The sequence below is a fragment of the Petralouisia muris genome (genome assembly GCF_004793545.1).
Classification (GTDB): domain Bacteria; phylum Bacillota; class Clostridia; order Lachnospirales; family Lachnospiraceae; genus Petralouisia; species Petralouisia muris.
This window is the reverse complement of sequence record NZ_SRYA01000076.1, coordinates 1-21,891: the sequence shown is the minus strand read 5'-3', so window position 1 is coordinate 21,891 and position 21,891 is coordinate 1. Positions and strand designations below refer to the sequence as shown.

Genomic DNA, 21,891 nt, shown 5'->3' with positions numbered 1-21,891 from the left:
ACTATCATACAGGTTTGCTCCAGTTTTGTATAGGTACTCGCGTTTTACCGTTTACCTGAACTCCAGCGGTTTCTTTGTGTACTCGTAGTTGCGCCAGTCAAATGCCCGGGCATAATGAGTTTCACTTCCCACATCAATTCCAACAATCAGAGTTTTTTCAGTTATGAATGCAATTTTTGCGTTCTGTGTGTTATAATTCATCTTGGATACCTCTCTGTTAAATAAGATTTTTACTAACCGTCCAAAAGTCAGTAATCTTATTTTACTCTGAGGTATCTTTTTATCAACCACCCTTCTTGGAATTCCCTATATTTGAATTATACAGGAAGCTCCTAGTTATTTTTTAGATTTTAGTTCAGAAAATAAACGCACCGTGTAATTACACCAATCTTTTATTATTTTATTATTATCAAAACTAATTGGTATATTATCATTAAATATCAAATTCTTTAATGACAAAACTTGATAATATTCAATTTTTGCATCAATATTTTTTGCATATGTTTCAGCTGACATAAGATTTAACTCAATTTCATTGTTTGGGTTTTCATCTAAAAGATAATGTGCAATAACTAAATAATATAATATTTGGGATTTATCATAATCGCTTTTTGCTTGATTCAATAATTTTGTCAAAGGAGAAACACTTTTTTCTGGCTCCCCTTTTACAATCTTTAAAAATGCATCAGTATAATGATAACGAATGTAATAACGATCCCTAATCTGATTGATTGAATAAATTCTATTTGACTCCGATAAATATTCTTCGGCGTCTCCTATTTGCTTATTCCATATACATGCTTCTGCTGCTAAACGATTATATTCGGCAATAAATAAGTCAAGTTCTATTAACTTGTCCATATCATTGACTATTTTTTTACATTGTTCCAATCTATCACAAGCATCCAAAGTGTGCCTTATGGATTTATTCCACTCAAAAAGATGATAATCAATTTTGCCCATATTAACTATAGCAATAGACTTTTCATATAACGATTCTAACTTTTCCCCAACTGTTAATTTTTCCGCACATTCAAAGTGACTAAGAGCTTTGTCAAAGTCAACATACTTCCTATAACAAAGAGCCAATGTATTATGAAGCCCAGCTAAATCATTAAAATCAACAATGTATTCACAATTGTCTAATAAATCGGTTTTTTGACACTGATTACTCAAAATATCAACTTCGCCATGTTCTATTAATTTCTGCAAATATTTTTCTGCATCAGAAAAACGTTCAGTAATATAAAGATAATTCGCCCATCCAATTTTTGCTCTGTCACACCATAACTGTTCCACATAATCTTCTTGAATATTATCAAATCCACATTTTTTTAATTCGAAATACAGCCCTGAATTATACAGAAAAGTTCTATAATGTGCTAATAAATACCTTATCATATCACTACACAGTATACGATTTTTTATGACAATTTTATCATTAGGTATTAGAGATATTTCATAAAAAATTTTTCTAATTGCCTCATCTACCCCTAAAAACTTAATACGTAGTTGCATAAAATCTTTGCTAGACAGAACATTTTCAACATCTTTAAACCTTTCAAGCTCTATAAGATGAAAAACAAGGTGTTTCTTTGAATATTCACTTATTTGATCCCATTTATGTGCCTTAAATTGAGAGTAATAATAATCAACTAACCTCGTTATTCCACCATTTATATCTACATTAAACTTTCCACTTTCAGTTGTTGTTAACCAATCATAAAGCCCCTTATTTGTTGGAACAAAATAGCCATCTATAACGGGAAAATAGTCTTTGATTTTATCTTGTAAAAGACGTTGATCACCATTTTTCCATTTGAGAATTTTAGAGATTTGAGTAGTTTTAATCTGAGCTTTTGATGCAACTAAAAGTTCAAATAATGGTCGTACTTTCTCTGAATAAAATTTAAAATTATTATTAAACAGACGTTTGAACTCAGCGGTATAAAAATCGCCTATGCCAGAAGGAAACTTTAAATAGTCTTCTACTTTTCTTTTTCCCGACATAATATCTTCTGTTATTTTTTCAGCATATAAAAATGAACCTTCGCTTTTTTGAAGGACTTTTTTTAACACTATATCACGTTTCACAATTGAGATACCGCTTAAACGTTCACTAATATAGGAAAAAATATCATTTTCATTTTCGCCCGAGTATCTATCAATAATATACGGATTATAAACAGATAACAGCACTTCAAGATTGCTTGATCTATCCGTAATAAAAAACTTAATCCAATGTGGAATTTCAAATATATACTCCTTTAAAAAATTGACAATTTCACTTTCAGTATTATCAATAGAATTGTTAAAAGAAGTATTTATTGCATCAATTACAAAAACAAGAGGATGCTCAGGTTCCACACATTGTCTTAATGGAGCAGAGATTAATGTTGTAAAAAGATTCTCTGTTCTCATTTTTATCAATTCTAAATTTTCACTAAATTCTAAAATATAATTCAATTTATCAATAAGACAAGCTCTATATTCTGGCATTTTTTTTGAAAGACAGTAGGCAAGATACATTATTATTCTTTTTGGGTTTAAACACTCATCACTAAAATATTTACAGTAATGGACACCAATAACATTTTCCTTATTAAGCAAACGTGATGTTACAAAAGCGGTTTTTCCTACTCCCATAATACCCTTAAAAACGCAAACTTGTGATGTGGCTTTATCCGAAGACCATGCATTAAATAATTGTATTAACCAGTCACGTCCACTTGATTTATCTTTATAATTATCTAAATATCCAAGATTTAAAAACGGGTCAAGAGCGCGTTCAAGCAGTAAATCTGAATTTGTTGTTCTTACTGACATTCTTGTATGCTCCTTTCTTAAATGCTCAAAACAATATCTCTGTCTCTCGTAGCGGAAATATTTCCAAAATACATATTAGTCAGAACCACTAGCTTTGCTGGTGGCTTGTTATACCCCTATAAGGAGTTATTACTGACAAAACCTAAAAGTTTACTGAAAAAGATTCTATTTTTTCAAGTCTTATATCGCTACTCTATGGATAATTTATTTTTACGACAATCTTTACTTTATAGGCTTTTGCTTATTGACTTCGTGTTATAATTTTTTTGCTCATATGAGCCAAAACTCTTTTGTTCAAAATATGTTTGGCGAACCATCATTTTTACAATATTGACGTTTATTGCTATAAGCTAAAACGGCTGTTGCCACATTTGCATAGCAAGTTCTTTATTAAAAGACTGCCATAAAATCAAAAACCACAAGTTCAACTGGTGATATAGTTTTGCCCTCCAAAGGACCAAAGTTACTATTTGCCTCAAAGAATGTCATCCCAAGCGCTTATTTCATTCTGCTTGCAAAACAACACCTTCTGGAATCGTTCTTGCTTTAATTATTCCACCTGTTCTTTTGTATATTCCTGTACTGTTTGTCAATGACTTTACCAACTATTTGCACATAATGCCCACAAATCTAGAGTGTCTTGTTTCTCTTACTCCGTAACTCCAAATACCACTCTTTAACTTTCCTTTTAAATAATCCACCGAAACTAAAATACTTAGCTTTGGTGGTATATCATCACTAAATTACATAATTTATACAAACTACGCCTGCAAAAATCTCCACATTCTTGTATCTGCATGGGGTTATTACTATTTCCTGACATCTCCCTTTACTTTTCTATGCAATATTTTCTATTAATACCTCAATGTGAAAACCATATAGTACTTGTACAACGAATATTATGTAATTGATAATTCAGCTACCTATTTTCCTAATAGCACTACTCCCCGAACTCCGACCTAACCACCACTAAGTCTATATTTGTAAAGCATCACTCTCAAAAAAATATTCTACACAAAACTATCCAAAACATAATTTTCGTTGTATTAATATTTCTAATTAAGTATGTAACATACCCTTATTGCCCACAAGAACCGCCTTTTATTCTTTAAGTTAACTTACAACTCAATACTCATTGTATCATAGGAAACTTTTGTCGATATCCTCACCGTTTCCACTTAGATTATTCTCTCTAGCATAACCAGAAAGTTCGTACATCAATTAAAAAACTATCTTATCTACAGTATCAACCCATTCCGAAATCTCATCAAACTTTACTTGCATATTGTCGTAACCCCTCACTAATTTTAGCTTAGGTTTGGATTTACCATGAAAATCACTACCACCACTTCTGAGCAATTTGTGTGACAAAGCAATTTGTGTTAGAACATCTGCATCATCTTCTTTGTTAGAAGAATGCTGTATTTCAATTCCATCAATACCGTTTTTTATTGCTAAATTGATAAGAATATCATTACTCTCATGATCCCTACTATAAGCGTAAGGATGAGCCAAAAATGCTTTACCTCCAGCTTTTTTTATAACGTCTATTATTTCTTCCATAACTGGCAGTCCTTTTGTTTCACTAACATAATAATCACTTTCAATATTGGCATAATAATTCCAATAAAAACTCGTGTTATCCACAATAAATGGGAAACGTTCAACATTTTCTGGATGCTTATTTAATTCATAATAAAGAACAACAAATGCCTCACTTTTATTTCCTGTTGAAACATCAATGGAATCATCAAAAATCATTCTTTTCGCTTTACATATCCCTTTAAAAAGTTCAAGGTTTTCTCTTTGCTTTTGAATCCTCGCATCAAAGGAATAACGGGCATCCAAAAATTTTTTTACATAATCAATATCAATTCCATAACCAAGCATATCCTTAATTTTGTTATTATAAACAAAACTGAATTCGCAACCTTTGATAATCGTCATGCTACGCCCATATTTGTTAGACAATTTTTTCAAATCATAATAACATCCTACACTATCATGATCCGTGAAAGACATAATTCCGACACCCAAAGCAAAAAGCTGATCCAAAAGTTGCCGTGTTGTTTCAGAGCCATCCGAATTAACTGAATGCATATGCAAATCAATAAATTGACATTTTTCCATAACATTTACCTCCAAAAATATTTCTACCAAACACCAATTCTACTAGCACCTTGACTTCAATCAGTCAATGTGTCAAATTTACCGCCTACCATAATTAATGATATCTCTTGATTCTTCTTTCCCCTATTCTTCTTCCTATCCTTGATATTACCAACCTTTTCTACATAGAATCTTCAACCCTAGAATGCCGTGTTCCACTTACTCAGCAACTCCAGAAATATTACACTTCCCCCAAATTTTATGGAATAATTTAAATACTATATGTTATCGGCATTTCTATATTAAAATATACACAATACATGCAAACTTCGCTTTCAATAATCTCCACATTCTTGTATCTGAATAATTTCATTAACTATTTCACTGGCATCTTCTCTATACAATATTCTCTTCTGCTACTTGCGAATGAGGATTATATTGTCTCAACATTTCCAATGAATATACAATACGTTCACATTTTCAACAAAAACATCCTTCTGTTCTTTGAATTAACCTGTAATTCCATGCCCTCTGTATTGTAGGAGACAGGTATTGGTATTCCACCATTTCCACTTACACCATTCTACCCAGCATGGTTGGAAAGTTAACCCTTTCAATTATATATGCAAAGCCATAGGATGATTTCTTAATTTTTTAACAATAGCAACATCATCAAATAATCGTTCAGGTGAGTATACATGATTTCTATAATCATTAATAAAGCACCGCTCGTCTTCCTCAATAATTAGAATCTCTTTCAAAAATCTAACAACTGTTGCTATCACAGAAGAAACTTCAATTGTACTAGGAATCGCCAACATTTTTACTAACCCACCAAACGAAATCCTATTCATGTCAAGTAAATCAATATTAATACTATCTAAATCGCATTTTCCAGAAATAGCATTATAATATATAATACATTTTCTAAGCAATATCTTATCTAGTTTCACCCCGCTCTTTATTATATTATAAACATCAAAAAAATCTTTTGCATGCCTACGTTCCAATAATACTTTGATTTTTCCCGCCATAACTTCTGTAATATTTAGAGATTTCACAACTGCATGATTAACAAATTTATTTTGAATAACAATATTATCATAATCCAAAATATGTATCCGTTTAAGAAAGTTAATGTCCAAGAAAATCGACTCTTCAACTCCGTTTATATTAAAATAGCGATATTCAAATGAAAACGAACCTCCTTTCGGAATCTTATTAAACGCAACAATATTACTTATTAAAACAGTATTTTTCTGAAGTTTCTCTGTTATAATTTCACATTCTTTTTCTATACCTTGAAAGTCAATATTTTTACCAAAATCGAAATCTATATCATTTGACATACGTGGCGTATCCAGATAGTGAAAATTAATTACTGTACCACCTTTCATGACGAGAAATTGGGATAAGTAATTATCCGATGTCAAGAAAGCAATTATATCTCCAAATAACATACAGCGTTCTATAAAAACTGGAGAAATACCACTTTTCAAAGAAAATGAGGTTATCAATTCTCTCCTTTTTTCTATATCCAAATCATTCATCCTTTCAGATTAGGTTTTTTTAATAAAAAGTCCCAATTAATTTTTTCGAGCCATCATTTTTCTTCATTATTCAAAACACTACGTAAATTTTTAACCACTGATACAATAATCTTCATTTCGTAATCCGAACAATGATTCACTTCTTTCATAAGGACATTCTTCGCTTCTAAATCTTCTGATACCTCTGGATAAAAAATCTTATAAAACGGCAAGTCCAATTCCCTCACCAACATACATAATATTTCAAACTTGGGATTTCCAACATTATTTTCTATATCTATAATTGTTTTTTTACAAACACCAATCCTCTCAGCTAATGCCTCCTGAGACAGATGTTTACTTTTTCTTGTTTCACGAACGATATTACCTAATGCCCTCACTAATTGCTTCATCTTTACTCACCCTTTATTATTATAATACAAAGTCTTTATACCAAACAATACAACTGCGCTTCACTATAATATTACTTTTTATTAACTTTTTCGACAAAAATTACAAAAATACTATTTAATCCGCAATATAATTATGAAAAATTTTATTAAAAATTAAACTTTTTCAGCCTACAAATTTTAAAATATTCAAATTTATACAAAAAGTGCAAGGATTTTAATCATTACAAATTTTCCATGCACTTTATACTAATTCTTATTTATAAATTTCGGCTATGCTGTTGTCTAGAACAGTTCTTTTTTTATTTCCATTATTTCTTCAACTGACAGATCCGGATAATAATCTGCTATTTCATCCACTGTCAATTTTCCTTTCTGTAACATTCTTTCTATTGCACCTTTCGCCGCCTCCTTTTTCTCACTCTCTACATAAGCACGCATTACCTGTTCTTCATCAAACAATGTCATCATCATGTCAACAACCTCCTTTTCCCTGCTCGATAAATATTCTTTCAGAACATCCCTGTCTTTACAGATGTTGATGGTATTGGTAACTGCTTCCCTGGTTCGTCCATATAATTTCACCTGTTCGTCATATACTTTTGTAAAGGCAACATACTGGCTGATAATATCATTGTCCTTGCCATCGTATATCATTTTTACCTTTACATCAATGGCGCATTTCTCCCCGCCCCAAAATTCTTCTGAAAGGGAAACATATTCTGGTTTGCTTAACCGTTTTCCGGTGAATATCACATATAATTCGGCTTTTGGCAGCTTTACTTTTTTACTGCCGTAAAGGTTATCGTTCCTGCGCTCAAAATACTCATGATAGGACTGCACCAGATACATCAATGCCCGGATGATAATATTCATCGTCCACGTGGTTTGAGCCTCCGTCAGAATCATAATTTTGTCCCCTACTGTGAAGCCAAGGTCATTATAGCACGCGTCCACTAATATATTTTTAATCGTGATGTCCTTCAGTTCATCTTCCGTAGTCTCTGTATCTTCCGGGTGGAGTGCCCGGTATAGCTGTATCAGGTATTTTTTATCCTGAAATAAATTCGTGAAAACGCTGTCTTTAATAGTATATTTCGCAATATCCGTTTTTTCCATTCCTTCTTCCTTTCATCCCCGCCATTTCAGCGGGGAAACAATCAGGTCCATCTTGTTTTCATTATACAAAAAAAACATCCTATATTCAAGGATGATTCTCCACTGGTTTACAGTATACCTTCAACTCACAAGCATTTATCATAATTCGTCATTTTTTCTTAAACAGGTAATGACACTTGCCTGTATATATTCTGCATTGATGAACAGGCTTTTTCCTCTGGCTTCTCGGTGTCCATTCTTTTCCTTATAATCATATGTAAAGATAGGAAACACTGTTGGTAAGATGCTCGAACGGGATGGCCTGGACCGCTCCCGCCCGGTTACGGTAGGATTGAATCTGACAATTGTTGCAAATGCGGCAAAAGGAAAGGAAATGTATCTTGCAGATGGGGGGATCAATGCGGATGCTGCCAGCGATATCAGCGGGAGTACGGCGCAGGCCAATGGTGACGCTCCTGCTGGAGAGGCAGTGCAGATGCCGGATATGAGCCAAATGGACAGCACTATGTTCAACCAGATGACCATGATGATCGGTACCGGAATGAACCTTTCGGCTGATGGTGAGGAAGCCGACAGAGTGACATCACCGCTTTTGGATGCGGTGGATATTGCGGGATATAATTATGCTTCCGGCAGATATCCGTTGGAGGGGGAAGCGCATCCGGACCGTATTGTAGTGGGCAGCGAGACCTTCCCACAGGATATCCCTGTGAATTGGGCTATGGTAGAGCAGTATCCTTATCTGATCGGTGATTTCATGTGGACGGCATGGGATTACCTGGGTGAGGTCGGTCTTGGCGCATGGTCTTATACAGAGGATACAATGAGTTTTGAAAAGCCTTATCCGTGGCTTCTCGGCGGCGCAGGCGTGATTGATATCACAGGGCATGGAGATGGCGGTGCATTGCTTGCAAAGGCTGTCTGGGGGGAAAAATAACGGAAAGGCAGGCATTGCAGTGACGCCGGCGAACCATCCGGGCAAAGAAGTGATCAAATCTGTATGGCGGGGGACAAATGCCATTCCGAGCTGGTCATGGAAGGGATGCGAAGGTAATCCGGTGACAGTAGAAGTGTACACGAAAGCAGCCAGGGTTATTCTCTCCCTCAATGGAGAGACGATTGGGGAAGCAGTACCGGAGAACTGCAAGGCTGTATTTGAGACCGTTTACCAGCCCGGCCTTTTGAAAGCGGCGGGATATGATGAAAAGGGCATTCTTGTGGAAAGCGGCTCCTTACAGTCATCAACCGGTGCAAATTCTATCCATTTAAAGGCAGAAAACAGCAAGGCCGGAAAGAATGCGGTAGTTTTTATCAAGGTGGATATCTGCGGGGAAAATGGGGAAGTTGAGTCGAATGCGGACGAACTGCTGACAATTGAAGCAAAGGGAGCTGAGGTTCTGGGATTCGGCAGCGGACGGGGAAGGTCAGAGGAATCTTTTGTCTCCTGCAATTATACCAGTTATTATGGGAGAGCTCTGGCGGCGGTGCGTGTCACTGACGCGGGACATGCGAAGATCCGTGTCAGAGGAACAACTCTTGCGGAACAGGAAATTCTATTGTAAAAATACAGTTGATGAAACATGGTACAGAAAGCGGTGTTACCATTTGTATATATTTTGAAGAAAATATGGAGGTTGAGGTATGGGATATTTCTGTAATCCGGTTAATATTAATTACCGCTATCAATTTAATGAGGATATAGGCAACAACGGGCTTTTTCACGTGGCAAGGGAAGCGGCGGATCCGTCAATGATTTGTTTTCAGGGGAAGTATTACATCTTTGCATCGATGACATTGGAGGTCTGGGTATCGGATGATCTTGTGGTGTGGGAAAATAACCGGCTGCCGGAAAATCTGCCGCTGTATGACTATGCACCGGATGTCAGGGTGGTTGTGGAGTATGTGTATTTCAGCGCGTCCAAACGGGGAGAAATCTGTAATTACTACCGTACAAAGGATATTGTGAATGGCCCTTATGAAGAGATTGCCGGGACTTTTGATTTTTGGGATCCCAATTTATTTTGTGACGATGACGGAAGGCTGTATTTTTATTGGGGATGTACCAACACGGACCCCATCTGGGGCGTGGAACTTGATCCGGAGACGATGAAGCCAATCGGGGAAAAGAAAGCCCTGATTTATGGGGATCCTTTTTCCAAAGGTTATGAACGGGTTGGGGAGGATAACGCAGACCTGCCAAAAAGCCCGGAACAGGTGGAGGAAATGTACCAGAATTTCCTGAAACAGAACAAACAAAGTGAGGAACAGATACCAGAAGAAATCGTGCCCTTGATGAAAGGAATGTTTAGTGGCCTGCCTTATATCGAAGGCGCATGGATGGATAAATATCAGGGGAAATATTATTTGCAGTATGCCTGTCCGGGAGCGGAATATAATGTCTATGCAGACGGTGTCTATGTGTCTGACAGCCCGCTGGGGATATTTACACTGACAGAGAACAATCCCTACTCTTACAAGCCGGGAGGCTTCCTGCCGGGTGCCGGCCATGGTTCTACCATGGAGGACAGGAAAGGGAACCTGTGGCACACGTCCACCATGCGGATCAGTATGAACCATTCTTTTGAACGCAGGGTCGGGATCTGGCCTGCAGGATATGACGCGGACGGGGAATTATTCTGCAACCAGCGCTATGGGGACTGGCCGATGGAGATTTCTGGGGAGAAAGTAGATCCGTGGGCAAACCCGAAATGGTATCTTTTAAGCCACTACAAGACGGTGACAGCTTCATCTGCCATGGAAGGAAAAGGCCCGGAACTATCCGTGGATGAAAACGTACAGACTTGGTGGATGGCAGCTTCCGCCAAGAGCGGGGAATGGCTGAAACTGGATTTGGGGCAAGTGTATTCGGTTCATGCGGTACAGATTAATTTTGCTGATGATAAAATTGAGATTCCGGTTCCGGGGGAGGTCCGCGGTACAAGCCAAAGACGTTACATTGAAGAGGCAGACCTTGTGACACGCTGGGTGCTGGAAGGTTCCTCTGACGGGGAAAATTATTTTATGGTTGAGGATAAATCTGAGGTAAATACTGACCTGACGCACGATCTGGTGGTTTGCGAAGAAGGACTTATGGTAAGGTTTTTAAGACTTACGGTTATGGAAGTGCCATACGGGCAGAAACCATGTATTTCTGGATTCCGTGTGTTTGGAACCGGGGATGGTGAAAAACCGGGGATACCGGAATATACTGTAGTACGCAACAATGATCTGGACATGACGGTGGAGATTTCTCCGGTCAATGCGGTGGGTTATAATATTCTCTGGGGCAGCAGCCCGGAAAAATTGTATCACAGTTATATGATTTTCGGTGCAAAACAGAGAATTGGGGCACTGGTGAAAGACAGAGATTATTATGTGCGTGTGGATGCGTTCAACGAGAACGGTATTACCGAAGGGAACGTTAGACAAGTAGCATCCATGATTTAAATCTCCTCAGGCAGAAAGGAGTTCGGAACTTATGTCACAAGAACTGTCCAGAGAGTACACTTACGATATTGCTTTTTTGCAGATCGTAAGCGATATCAGCGGGCTGCCTTGCGCTTTCTGGTCTCAGTCGGTGTTTTGGAGCAGCGGCAGGGAGAATATGCATCCGCTGTACAAAGACCATAACCTCCGCATCCAGATGGAGACGAGCTGTCGGAAGGATCTGCCAGTCTTCTTTTTGGAGAACGAGTTTGTCCTATGGGGCCTTATGAAACTGGGCCGGTTCACCATAGCTGTCGGCCCCTCCCTGCTCAACAATTCGATGCCCGGATATGATGCAGTCTATGCAGTCTCTCACGTTCTGCAGTCTCCGCTTTCTTTGAAAAAGGTCACGTTGAAAGAAATGGGCAATTATCTGTCCCTGCTGTTCTGCCATTTCCTCAGTGGCTCTGTCGCCTTGGAGAATCTGTCTCTTTTTGGCAGTGGGAGCGAACAGTTTATCTGGGAGACAGAGGAAGAAGTCTCATCCTATCATTTGGAACAGTCTGAGAATGACCGCACCCACAGGCACGGTGTCGCTTTTGAGATGGCCATTGCGGATGCTGTGCGTAACGGAGATGTGAAACTGGTAAAAAAACTGCTCAGCGAAGATCCCCCCGATATGGCTGATATTGGAATCGTAGCGGAGGAAGAGCGGAAGCAGCTGGAATACATGACTGTGGCTCTGCTTACCATTCTCACCCGGGCAGCGAAGGAGGGCGGCCTGCCTTCTGAGAAGGCTCATGAGGTGGGGGACGTTTACCTGAAGCGTCTTGCCAAGGCGAGCAGTCTGGGTCAGCCCATATCTTCTATAAATCTGCGGGCTATCATTGAATTTACGGAGTCTGTCCGAAAAGCAAAAAAGGAACGCAGCGACATTTCCCATGTAGAAGCCTGCAAGGCCTACATAGAGGAGAACCTTATGAAAAACCTAGAAGTAGGGCAGATCGCTCCTGCTCTCAACCTAAGCCGGACTTATCTGGCCCATTTGTTCAAAAAAGAAGAGGGCATTACCATCCAACAGTACATCCAGCGGGAAAAATGCCGCCACGCCGTGCGCCTGTTGAAGTATTCAGACTACCCGGTGGCGCTTATCTCTGAGTATTTGGGGTTTTCCTCACCTGGGTACTTTGGGAACTGTTTCCAACAGTGGTACGGGGTCACTCCCAGCAAATACCGGAAGGAAAACAGCCACGGCTTTTCAACAAAAGACACACCATTGTAAATTTAAGCACACCATTGTACGAATTATTTTCCATCTCCTGCTATACTTTGAATTGCAACAGTTTATAGAATAATACAATAGGAGGAAATCATTATGGCAAAAAACAACACAGCCAAAGACCCTGACAAGGCTCCCTTTGGGAAGCTTTTGGCATGGCAGACACGGCCTATCGCATTAGGGTCCATCACCATCATCATCGCCTATTTCACCAATTACTGTACGGACACGTTAGGGATGGCGCCTGCTCTTGTTGGTACTTTACTTATGGCATCGAAAATTGTGGACGGCATCACAGATCTTCTTGCGGGCTATGTAGTGGACAACACCAAGACTAAGCTTGGAAAAGGCCGGCCCTATGAGTTCTGCGTCGTTCTGGCATGGGCATGCACCGTACTGCTGTTTTCAGCCAGTCCTGCCTGGAGCCTTGCTGTCAAGTGCGTTTGGATTTTTGTGATGTACACTTTGGTGTTCTCTATCTTCAGCACTTTTCTGAATGCTGGAGAGTCTCCCTACATCATCCGGGCTTTCGGAAGCAGGGTGGCTGTCACCCAAGTTTCCTCTCTGGGCGGCATTGTAATCACCATTGGCTGTACAGTTGTTTCCATTACTTTCCCAATCCTCATGGGGCAGCTGGCAACTTCTGCAAAAGGCTGGTCCACTTTAATGCTTATCTATGCTGTACCACTCTCCCTTATTGGTATGTTGCGTTTTATCTTTGTAAAGGAGGTCTACACTGACCAGGATGCCGTCTCAGACAGAGTTTCACTGAAAGATATGTTTACAATGCTTCGGTCCAACAAGTACACCTGGTGCATGGCCGGGGTCAATGGAGCAACCCAGTTTGTGGCCGGTCTCGGTGCAACATCCTACTACTTTATCTGGATCGTTGGGGATATTGCAAAACTCTCTTTTCTGCAAATGTTCACTATCGTTTCACTGCTCGTCATGCTCACCTTCCCTGCAATCATCAGTCGGAAATCTGCTAACTTTCTCATTGGTGTGGGTGCAGCTATTGGAGTCGTAGGATATTCCCTTAACTTCTTTGCCGGTGCAAATATCCCCATACTTGTCGTCAGCAGCCTGCTCGCCGGTATCGCTGTTATGCCGGGCTCTTATCTCCGTACGGTTCTCATTATGGACATTGCGAAGTATAACCAGTGGAAGGGAATGCCTACCATGGAGAGTACAGCCGCTGCTCTGGCCAACTTCTTTGGAAAAATCTTTACCGCACTGGGTTCTTTTGTGTTGGGGATTCTCCTGTCAGCAGGAGGTTATGACGGAAGCCAGGCTGTCCAGCCGGAAAGCGCCCTCACCATGATTCGCCTGCTTTACAGCTTTATTCCTGCGGCCGCCATGCTCCTTATGGTGTTGTGCACTGTCGTATATAGCAGCCTGACCCGCCAGATGCCTCAGATTGAGAAGGAACTTGCAGAACGGGAAGCCAACCGGTAATTCAACCCAGAATTATTTGCATGTCTGTCTTGTGTCGGTTATGGTACGTGCAGCAGAATCAAATGAAAAAATTAAAAAATAAAACACAGGAGGTTTCATTCATGGCAAAAATTTACGCACCCAACAGTCCCGAAATCAGTGAACGAGAAATACAAAACATGGACCGGGCCCGCCGCATAGCAGGCCAGACCATGGTTCTTCTGGAAAACAAAGGGGTTCTTCCCCTGGCTGTCACAGACAAGCCCCTGTCCGTCTATGGAAGCGGCGTGCGCCGTACCGTTAAGGGCGGCACCGGCTCCGGAGATGTAAACTCCCGCAGCGTCTACAATGCGGAACAGGGGCTGGAGGAGGCTGGGTTTACTATTGCCTCCAAGGCATGGCTGGATCGGTTCGACCAAATTTGTGAAAAACATATGCAGGAGCACCTTCAGCATTTCATGTCGCTTCTGCAGGAGAATCCGACCGACGCCATTCGGGACTCTCTGGAAAATCCTTACCGGGATCCGGATGTGGCGGAGAGCACCCCGGAAGAGTTGGGGGACGGCGACCGGGATCTGGCCGTCTATATTATCTCTCGCACCTCGGGCGAGGGATCGGATCGGCATGTCCAGCCAGGCGATTATGAGCTGTCCCAAGGAGAAATTTCCAACCTGAAGACCTTGACGGAAGCTTACCGCAGCGTCGTCGTTGTCCTGAATGTGGGCGGTGTTATTGACACCAAGTTTCTCCGCGCCCAGCCGGGTATCGACGCCATTCTGCTTATGAGCCAGCTGGGGAACATCAGCGGCTTGGCTCTGGCGGATGTGCTCACCGGAAAGGTCGTGCCTTCCGGCCATCTCACTGCAACATGGGCGGAGAACTACACGGACTATCCCAGCGCAGATACTTTCGGACACCGGAACGGGAATGTGTCGGACGAGTATTACAGCGAAGGCATCTTTGTGGGCTATCGCTATTTTGACAGCCTGAATATCAAGCCGGCCTATCCCTTTGGCTATGGCATTTCCTATACCACGTTCAGCCAGCGGACAAACCGGGTGTCCATTGCCGGGGCGGACATTGTAGTCAGCGTCACCGTCCGGAATACCGGCTCCCTGTGCCAAGGCCGGGAGACGGTTCAGGTTTATGCGTCCCAGCCGGAAGGGAAATTGGCCAAAGCTTATCAGGTTCTGGCCGGTTTTGCCAAGACGAAAGAACTTCTCCCCGGGGAGGAAGAGACTCTTGCCATCCGTTTTCCGGTCATCTCTCTGGCAAGCTATGACCCAGACACTGCCGCATGGATGCTGGAGAGCGGCACTTACTATATCCGTGTGGGTACCCATTCCCGGAACAGCCATATTGCAGCGGCGTTCCGTCTGGAGCAGACTGTCGTCACGTCTCAATTGAAGAACCGGCTTAAACCGGACGAAAGTTTTTCGGAGATATCAGTCTCACCCGCCCGCTTCTACACCTATCCGGGAGAAGCGCAGGAAAAGAAGGAGGCTTTCACATTGGATCTGATCGCGAAAGCCATTCCATCGGAGACCATCCAGTACAGCGGCGCCCCTGTGGAGCTGACAACCAATAAGACGGAGAAAGTTATCATGGACGACGTTTTGGCAGGCGCCGCCAGCCTGGAAGACCTTACCGCCCAGCTCACCCCGGAGGAGTTGACGGAACTGGTGGTGGGTTCTGCCCGGGGCGGCTTTGGGAGCGCTTCGGTTATCGGCGCGGCTTCCACCGCCTGTCCGGGAGCTGCCGGAGATACTACTTCATCCCTGTTGGAAAGCCGTAATGTCCGGAACCTGGTTTTGTCCGATGGACCGGCAGGCCTGCGCCTTTCCAAGACCTTTGTGGCGGACAGCCAGGACAATGTGATTCCGGGTCTGGGCGAATCGGCCATGGGCGGTCTGGAAAAGTATTTCGGAGTCCAGGCGCCGGATCGTCCGGCAGACGCCGTGGACTATTACCAGTATTGCACCGCCATTCCCATTGCCACGGCTCTTGCCCAGAGCTTGGACATGGCGCTCGTGGAGGAAGCCGGAGATATCGTTGGCGGAGAAATGGAACTGTTCGGCGTCACCATCTGGCTGGCGCCCGGCATGAACATCCACCGCAATCCTCTGTGCGGCAGAAACTTTGAGTATTACGGAGAGGACCCGCTGCTTGCAGGTATGTGTGCCGCCGCAGATACCAGAGGCGTCCAGAAACATCCTGGCCGGGGAACCTGCATCAAGCACTTTGCCCTGAACAACCTGGAGGACAACCGATCCTTCAACAATGCACACTGCTCAGAACGGGCGAGCCGGGAGATTTATCTCAAAGGCTTTGAGATTGCGGTAAAGCAGTCCAACCCTTTGTCCCTCATGACCTCCTACAATCTGCTCAACGGTCTGCACACCGCCAACTCCTATGACCTTGTCACGGCAATCCTGCGGGATGAGTGGGGATTTGAAGGCCTGGTTATGACTGACTGGGGCACCACAGGCGGCGAACTGAATCCGGCCTTAGACAATAAGTACGGCACTTCGGATGCAGCCCTGTGCATCAAGGCCGGAAACGATTTGGTTATGCCCGGCTCTCAACAGGACGTGGATGTCATTTTGGAAGCCCTGAAGAATGGCTCCCTCACACTGGCGGAGCTTCAGTTGTGCGCTATGCGAGTTTTGAAACTTGTCATGATCTGCGAGAAAGCGGTCTGAAGTATATGCGAGGAGGTGTTATATATGAGCCAGGAAGTAAAGAGACAAGTATTTAATCCTTATCTACCACCCTATGAGTATATTCCGGATGGGGAACCCCATGTATTTGGGGACCGGCTGTATATTTACGGAAGCCATGACCGATTCGACGGAAAGAAATTCTGCATGAACGATTATGTCTGCTGGTCTGCACCCGTCACGGATCTGACTGACTGGTACTATGAGGGGGGCATCTACCGAAGGAATCAGGATCCCCGTATGCCACAGGGGGAGCATGAACTCTGGGCTCCCGACGTGGTACAGGGCAGGGACGGCAGATACTATCTCTTTTATTGTCCTGATGATAATGTGAAATCTATTGGCGTTGCGGTATGCGATGAGCCGGCGGGGCATTATATGTTTCATGGGGTGGTGCGGGATAAGGACGGCTGCATTTTGGGTGAGCGCCCCGGGGACACGATTCCTTTTGACCCGGGCGTTTTCCGGGATGATGACGGGACAATCTACCTGTATTCCGGCAATGGACCAAGGATAAAGCAGGATGTTGGCAAGGAACCGAAGGCATCCGTCGTCATGATACTGGAAGATGATATGCTCACCTTGAAAACAGAGCCGAGACCTCTGATCCCCACAGTAGGTAATTCTGAAGGCACAAGCTTTGCCGGACATGAGCTGTTTGAGGCAAGCTCTATCCGAAAGATTCGGGGCAAATACTATCTTGTCTACTCCTCCGTGGCTTTCCATGAGTTGTGTTATGCGGTCAGTGACAGGCCGGATCAGGGGTTTGAGTATGGCGGCGTGGTTGTCAGCCACTGTGACCTGTTTCCCGGCAAGGAAGGGAAGCCTCTGTGTGCTTTTGGCAACAACCACGGGGGACTGGAACTGATTAATGGGCAGTACTACATCTTCTATCACCGCCCGACCAACCGCACCATGTGCTCCCGCCAGGGCTGTGCCGAGCGGGTAGAGATTCTGGAGGACGGGAGCATTCCCCAGGCGTCCATTACCAGCTGCGGCCTGAACGACGGCCCGCTGGACGGAAAGGGCACTTACCCTGCGGCAATCTGCTGCAACTTATACGGTGACCAGATTCCTACCTTTTCCAATCGGTTCCTCATGGGACAAAAGCACCCATACATCACCCAGGATGCCCCAGACTGGTCTCCCGGGGATGAGGGAAACCCGCCGAGACAGTATATTGCCAACGGCAAGGACGGCATGACTGCCGTGTACAAGTATTTCCATTTTCAGGGAGCAAAGAGCATAAGCGTTACAGTTCGGGGAAGCGCAAACGGCAAACTGCACTTGAAATTATCCCCAGACAGTGAAACGGTGGGAACAATTGGGATCGCCCCGGCTAAGGAGTGGACAAAGTACAGCGGGACCGTTAACATTCAGGACGGCGACCATGCCCTCTGCTTCTGTTACGAGGGAAAGGGAAAGCTGGACTTTCTGGAGTTTGACATTGAATGAAACCTATCATAATAAATTTCTGATGGGGAAAATAGTACAGATTGAGAGTGTTTCCTATACAATCAGAAGTTTTATTATTTTCTTATCAGGCGGATGCATCCAGATTTTCATTTCGTGGAGCAGATCGACATTCGCCTGCAGGATGTCCTTGTGTAGTGAATCACCAATCATGTCAAAACGCTGCCGAAGGGTCTCCACTGAGGGAATGGCATATGAGATCCCAAGAGCGTACTTGTAATACTCAGGATCATCCATCATTTCCCGGACGACTTCATACTGCGGCTTTCCCTGACAGAACATACCAATATAGGTCAGGAGAATATCCCCGTTTTTAATCTGCTTTGCAGATATTCATTGGATATAGGTGCCCGGTTGTTCTTCTTTACGAAGTCGCTTTTGCCAAGGATCTGTCCCACAAATACGGGCCTGCTTGGGGTGTTCAAACGCTCATCGCTGAACTCTATATGTATTGTTTTCACTTTTGGGCAGAAACATGAGGCGAGGTTCACGGAATCAGATCATTCAATAAACATTTATTTAAAATTATATTATCGGGAAGTAAATCTACATAAAGTTTATCAAGAATACTTTTACCATTTTCATCTTTTAAATCTGCCCAGCGATACTTCTTCAGAGACTCCGCAACCTCTACAATTTTTTTCTTTTCTTCTGCTGTATACATTTAATTCACCCCTCTTTTCATCACAATATTTAGTCTGCCCTTTTCCATATCATCAATACTATATACATGTTCCATGACCTCGAATGTTTCTCTCAAGTTACCTTTTGCACTCTTCCAGCCAATTCCATCTGTATACCACACAAAAATAAAGTTCTCTATAGTATCTGCCGCCTGCAAAAACATCCTGTAGCTTCTTGCGGTTTCTTATCTTCTTGAAATTATACAAGAATGCTCCTTCTTTATCCTGTGCGTAGATTTCATATCCTCTTACAGCAAGAAGTAACTATCTCTTTACTATATTTGATGATATTGGCATATGGCGGATGCGTACAGATAAAGTCAATACGACTATCTTTAATAAAATACAAGTCTGTAGCATTTCCATTTGGTGTAAATATTTTTGAATTTGTTTCACATTGGAATCTTAATTTTGTTTCAGAAATTGAAACGGATTGTGACTTCATCCATACGGAGGACGGCAAACACTTTAAATACTGAAATTATTATGACAGCTACTTCCATGCACTAATAGATCAACTAAAGATTGACCGCACACCACATTGTTGCAGCCACACATATATCTCCATGTTAGCAGAAGCCAGTGTCGTTCAAACGATTATCAGTAAGATTGCGGGCACTCCGGTGCGATGACATGAACTGAGAAAGTATACACCCACTTTGATATTAAGGGGCTTGTAAATGCGATTAGCAGAATTTAAAAAAAGGGGACACTTTCCAGTAATTGCTCACTGAAAAATGTCCTATACATATCATTGAATCTTGCGTTGGCCGCTTATCTCTTGGTGAACTGCAAACCGCATAAAATAAGGATTTACAGGATATATGTGTGCTACAAGTGTGTTACGAAAAACCATTTTTACCTATTTTTGAACACTAACAGACACTTTCTTTAATCCCACGTTAATTTGTATTCCAACACATGGCTCAACAATTTTCTTGGTTCAACACTAAACCGCTTTGCTAATTTTTGCATTCTCTCATCCAGCAAATGAATATTTTCTTCCTCACATCTACCAATATCCGCTTCCTCATGCAACAAAAATTCTGAAATACCATTAGGCTCTGCCCCAAGTTTCTCAAATAATCTTTGACTTGTATAATTTTCAGCATCAATTCTTACACGAAATTTCGACACATTCAGGCGATTCTTTATTGCATCTAACATAATACTAATTGCTCTATATCCAATTCCTTTGTGTTTCCACTTATTCAAAATTTCTATCGCTATCTCCCATTGTTCATGCGTAGTATTCTTTATACCACAATATCCGGCATATTCATTATCCACGATTACCGAAAACATTAATGCTTTATACTCTATATGTTCATTCCATAACATATTACGATAGGCTTCTTCTTTCATCATTGACTTAACGATATTATTTTCCTTTTGCAATTCAATAAATATGTCTTTATCCGAATCCTGTACTTTTCGTAATATAATTTCATTTTCTGTAATAATACACTCTCCCATTTTCCAGAACTTCTTATAAATCTTTTTCCCCATTTCATCATTTGTAGCAATATCAATTAAACGTTCTGCCAGCAACGTATTCTCTTTATCCTTAAGAAAATTGATTGCTTCTTTCTTTTTTTCTTCAAAAGTTCTTCCATCTTCTTTTTCTATAATGTCCATAACTTTATGTATTGAATCTTCCATTGAAATTTTCATAACGTTAGCAGCTAATGATTGATTTTTCATCTGAACGACCTCTTCCATATAATGATAATTTTTATTTTATCACAAAACCGCCTTTTTGCATATTTCAAAAATATTTCAGACTGACAGCAGGACTAAGCCTTTTTGAAAATGCTCGGCAATTTGACACGCTTGCTACCACTATACGACATTTTGCTATAAAACCCCCACCCTATGCTCATTTTGGGACAAAATAAAAGGGTACACACCGAACGTATACCCTTAATGAAGTATTATTTATTTCTCATTCTTAACTATTTCAATATATTTCTTTAACGTATTTCTGCTTATATTATGTTTCTGCATCAAATCTATTTGCTTTATACTTCTATCTTTAATGAATAGCTGTATATCCGCTTTCAACTCGTCTGACATTTTATCAAGCTTCCCTGTTGCTCTGCCACTACGTTTGCTACTGGCTTCTATTCCATCCTTAATTCTTTGAACTGTTATTTTTCTTTCCTGTTCTGCTCTGTCCAGCTCCACAATTAACAATAGCTTTACAGTGCTTTCAAGGCTCGTCCTTGCTACTAGATTCTGCGCCTTTGCCACATTTAATAACTGCTTTATATATGGCATGCTTACTGTCTGATTATCAATGAAAATCAATTCAACACCTTTATTCAAGAGTTCCATATACTTCATATACCCAACTTCTGCTTCTCTTGTAAATCGGCATATATCCTTAAAGACAATTGTATCTCCCGGCTGTACTATGCTCTCTAGCTTTTGCCATTGCTTACGCTCTGTAAAGTTCTTTCCGCTTTTATCTTCCCTAAACTCTAACAGATATTCAATATATTTTGACGGTTTATATAACAACAATAACAAGAAAAGATATTTTGACGGTTTACATACCACAAAAGAACGATTGATAAAATTTAATAGGGAATTGTCACAAAAGAAAGAATATGGTAGACTATCAGAGAGGAACAATCGTGTTGCAAGGTGGTAGCCTCCCAAAACTTCATGCCCGGTTTGCCGGAGTACATAAGAGGGGAGGTGGCGCAAATGACAGCTTTTGAAATCATTTCGATTTTCATAGGTATATTGGCTTTGCTAATTGCCTTTGGTAGTTTTGTTATAGCGTTGCTTGCCTTTCTCGATAAGAGGAACAAGCGAAAATAAATAAGCCTTATTCTAACAGAAATATTATTCTACAACAATCCCACAAAGCCTGTA

Annotated in this window: 16 protein-coding genes and 3 pseudogenes; 8 read left to right on the top strand and 11 right to left on the bottom strand. The window is 41.4% G+C overall.

Translation table 11 applies throughout. The features are described from left to right. Positions 1 to 57: 57 nt before the first annotated feature. The 6 genes and pseudogenes from E5329_RS23510 to E5329_RS23485 all read right to left on the bottom strand — a co-directional run. A pseudogene (locus tag E5329_RS23510) lies at positions 58 to 201 on the bottom strand (IS110 family transposase); the annotation flags it as partial. A gap of 135 nt (positions 202 to 336) precedes the next feature. After that, complete coding sequence (locus E5329_RS23505; protein ID WP_135991730.1) at positions 337 to 2,826, bottom strand: P-loop domain-containing protein; 2,490 nt, start codon at positions 2,824 to 2,826, stop codon at positions 337 to 339. Positions 2,827 to 4,047: 1,221 nt separating this feature from the next. After that, positions 4,048 to 4,956, bottom strand: coding sequence for a PHP domain-containing protein (locus E5329_RS23500; protein ID WP_135991729.1), 909 nt, complete (start codon positions 4,954 to 4,956; stop codon positions 4,048 to 4,050). Positions 4,957 to 5,552: 596 nt separating this feature from the next. After that, positions 5,553 to 6,476: a nucleotidyl transferase AbiEii/AbiGii toxin family protein gene (locus E5329_RS23495; RefSeq protein ID WP_168356744.1), complete on the bottom strand. Its 924-nt coding sequence runs from the start codon at positions 6,474 to 6,476 to the stop codon at positions 5,553 to 5,555. A 62-nt stretch (positions 6,477 to 6,538) separates the two neighbouring features. Further along, positions 6,539 to 6,877 carry a helix-turn-helix transcriptional regulator gene (locus tag E5329_RS23490; RefSeq protein WP_135991727.1) on the bottom strand — a complete coding sequence of 113 codons (339 nt, stop codon included), beginning with the start codon at positions 6,875 to 6,877 and terminating at the stop codon, positions 6,539 to 6,541. A gap of 282 nt (positions 6,878 to 7,159) precedes the next feature. Beyond that, entirely contained in the window at positions 7,160 to 7,993 is an 834-nt protein-coding gene (locus tag E5329_RS23485) for a hypothetical protein (RefSeq protein ID WP_135991726.1), read from the bottom strand. 283 nt (positions 7,994 to 8,276) lie between these two features. On the opposite strand from E5329_RS23485, the gene E5329_RS23480 reads away from it, so the two are divergent. The 7 genes from E5329_RS23480 to E5329_RS23450 all read left to right on the top strand — a co-directional run bounded on the left by E5329_RS23480 (position 8,277) and on the right by E5329_RS23450 (position 18,307). After that, positions 8,277 to 8,930, top strand: coding sequence for a hypothetical protein (locus tag E5329_RS23480; RefSeq protein ID WP_135991725.1), 654 nt, complete (start codon positions 8,277 to 8,279; stop codon positions 8,928 to 8,930). Further along, complete coding sequence (locus tag E5329_RS23475) at positions 8,893 to 9,555, top strand: DUF4982 domain-containing protein (RefSeq protein ID WP_168356743.1); 663 nt, start codon at positions 8,893 to 8,895, stop codon at positions 9,553 to 9,555. Before E5329_RS23480 ends, E5329_RS23475 begins: the two co-directional genes overlap by 38 nt. Positions 9,556 to 9,634: 79 nt before the next feature. Further along, entirely contained in the window at positions 9,635 to 11,440 is a 1,806-nt protein-coding gene (locus E5329_RS23470) for a family 43 glycosylhydrolase (protein WP_135991723.1), read from the top strand. A gap of 31 nt (positions 11,441 to 11,471) precedes the next feature. Then, a complete protein-coding gene (locus E5329_RS23465; protein WP_135991722.1) occupies positions 11,472 to 12,701 on the top strand; it encodes an AraC family transcriptional regulator in 1,230 nt (409 codons plus the stop codon). A 93-nt stretch (positions 12,702 to 12,794) separates the two neighbouring features. Further along, on the top strand, positions 12,795 to 14,153 hold the full coding sequence (locus E5329_RS23460; protein WP_135991721.1) for an MFS transporter: 1,359 nt from the start codon (positions 12,795 to 12,797) through the stop codon (positions 14,151 to 14,153). A gap of 101 nt (positions 14,154 to 14,254) precedes the next feature. Further along, on the top strand, positions 14,255 to 16,834 hold the full coding sequence (locus tag E5329_RS23455) for a glycoside hydrolase family 3 protein (protein ID WP_135991720.1): 2,580 nt from the start codon (positions 14,255 to 14,257) through the stop codon (positions 16,832 to 16,834). Between the two features lie 24 nt (positions 16,835 to 16,858). Next, positions 16,859 to 18,307, top strand: a complete 1,449-nt coding sequence (locus E5329_RS23450; protein WP_135991719.1) for a family 43 glycosylhydrolase — start codon at positions 16,859 to 16,861, stop codon at positions 18,305 to 18,307. Between the two features lie 102 nt (positions 18,308 to 18,409). Here the strand turns inward: E5329_RS23450 and E5329_RS23445 are convergent. The 5 genes and pseudogenes from E5329_RS23445 to E5329_RS23425 all read right to left on the bottom strand — a co-directional run. Further along, positions 18,410 to 18,786 (bottom strand): annotated as a pseudogene (locus E5329_RS23445) (IS1380 family transposase); the annotation flags it as partial. A gap of 26 nt (positions 18,787 to 18,812) precedes the next feature. Continuing rightward, on the bottom strand, positions 18,813 to 18,989 hold the full coding sequence (locus E5329_RS30030) for a hypothetical protein (protein WP_168356742.1): 177 nt from the start codon (positions 18,987 to 18,989) through the stop codon (positions 18,813 to 18,815). Continuing rightward, positions 18,990 to 19,193 (bottom strand): annotated as a pseudogene (locus E5329_RS23440) (DpnII family type II restriction endonuclease); the annotation flags it as partial. It abuts the gene before it with no gap. Between the two features lie 706 nt (positions 19,194 to 19,899). Continuing rightward, on the bottom strand, positions 19,900 to 20,712 hold the full coding sequence (locus E5329_RS23430) for a GNAT family N-acetyltransferase (protein ID WP_168356741.1): 813 nt from the start codon (positions 20,710 to 20,712) through the stop codon (positions 19,900 to 19,902). Positions 20,713 to 20,946: 234 nt separating this feature from the next. Beyond that, positions 20,947 to 21,570 carry a recombinase family protein gene (locus E5329_RS23425; protein WP_135991731.1) on the bottom strand — a complete coding sequence of 208 codons (624 nt, stop codon included), beginning with the start codon at positions 21,568 to 21,570 and terminating at the stop codon, positions 20,947 to 20,949. Between the two features lie 150 nt (positions 21,571 to 21,720). Here E5329_RS23425 and E5329_RS31010 point away from each other — a divergent pair, with 150 nt between their 5' ends. Beyond that, complete coding sequence (locus E5329_RS31010; RefSeq protein ID WP_022740819.1) at positions 21,721 to 21,837, top strand: putative holin-like toxin; 117 nt, start codon at positions 21,721 to 21,723, stop codon at positions 21,835 to 21,837. Positions 21,838 to 21,891: the final 54 nt, after the last annotated feature.